The sequence below is a fragment of the Actinokineospora iranica genome, from assembly GCF_900101685.1.
In the GTDB taxonomy this organism is placed as follows: domain Bacteria; phylum Actinomycetota; class Actinomycetes; order Mycobacteriales; family Pseudonocardiaceae; genus Actinokineospora; species Actinokineospora iranica.
The window spans coordinates 1-1404 of the sequence record NZ_FMZZ01000038.1 but is presented as its reverse complement, the minus strand read 5'-3'; the positions used below and the strand labels follow the sequence as shown (position 1 = coordinate 1404).

Annotated in this window: 1 protein-coding gene; it reads right to left on the bottom strand. The window is 62.5% G+C overall.

Annotation, left to right across the window (positions count from 1 at the left end; all coding sequences use genetic code 11):
* Positions 1-116: 116 nt before the first annotated feature.
* A partial coding sequence (ltrA, locus tag BLS56_RS30280) for a group II intron reverse transcriptase/maturase (protein WP_139191095.1) occupies positions 117-1404 on the bottom strand: 1288 nt, incomplete at its 5' end.

The window sequence follows — 1404 nt, the reverse complement described above, 5'->3', positions numbered from 1 at the left end:
GGTGGGTCGGGGCATGGCGCGTTGCCGGAATTGCTTCTGGTACGTTTCCATGCCCCGCCCGCCGAACCGGACGTGCGAGTTTCCCCGCATCCGGCTCTCCACAGCGTCTCGTTGGTTCACGCCGCGTTGCTGCTCCAGGGTGTGGGGATTTTCGCGCCTCGGTACCGGTAGCGCTTGGACGGTATCGAGGTCGGGTCGAACAAGGTGACCTCTCCTGCCCTGATTTCCCACTTGGTCGAGCCGGTGAAGGCCCGTGGGTGCAGTTTTCTCCACGACAGGCCCTTGTGGTGTTTCCGCAGCCATCGGCAGACCCGCAGCCACGAGTAGTAGCGCAGGTAGCCGAACACGGCTTGGGAAACGCCGTGCCTGAAGTAGTAGGCCCATCCCGCCATGACCTGGTTGACCCTGGTCAACAGCGTGATGAGCTGGCGATGCTTGTCACGGTGTGTTTCCGCCCTGATCTTCCCGACCACGGAGGCAACGGCCTTCTTGGACGGATAGGTGTAGACGAAATTCTGGTTGGTGCCTCGTTTCCGGTGGCGCTGGATGCGCCACCCGAGAAAGTCGAAGCCCTCGTCAATGTGGACGGTCTTCGTTTTGGCGTGCGCCATGCGCAGACCGATCGAGGACAAGAACCCGACGATCTCGGTGCGGATCGCGATGGTGTCGACACGAGTGCCGATCACCATGATGACGAAGTCATCCGCGTACCGCACAATTCGCCAGTTCGGCAGTCCTCGTTTCCGTCGCCGTTCCCGTTCTCGGGACGGTGGCCACCGCTGCGCCCAGTACTCATCGAGTTCTGAGAGTGCGATGTTGGCCAACAGAGGCGACAGAATCCCACCTTGCGGTGTCCCCATGGTGGTGGCTTCCTCGCCACCGAGTTCGGTCATGATCCCGGCCTTGAGGAACGCCTTCACCAGCGCCAACACGCGCTTGTCGGAAACCCTGGCCCGGACTCGGTCCATGATCAGGGTATGGTCGAGCGAATCGAAGCACGCCTCGATATCCGCGTCGAGCACCCATTCATAGCCCTTGGTCGCGAGTATATGGATCTCCTGGATCGCGTCTTGCGCCCGCCGGTTCGGGCGAAACCCATAGGAGACCGGCACGAAGTCGGCCTCGAAAATGGGTTCCAGCACGAGTTTCAGCGCCGCCTGAACCACCCGGTCGGTCACGGTCGGAATGCCCAGGCGACGCAGCTTGCCATTCGCCTTGGGAATCATCCGCTCCCGCACCGGTTGCGGTGCGAATGTGCCCGCCTTCAACTGCGCGCGCACGCCCGTCAGGAACGCCTCCACTCCCCGTTGCTCTTCGACGTAGTAGGCATTGACGCCGTCCACACCCGAGGAACGGGCACCACGGTTGTTCCGGACCCGATCCCACGCCATCGCGAGAAAGGCC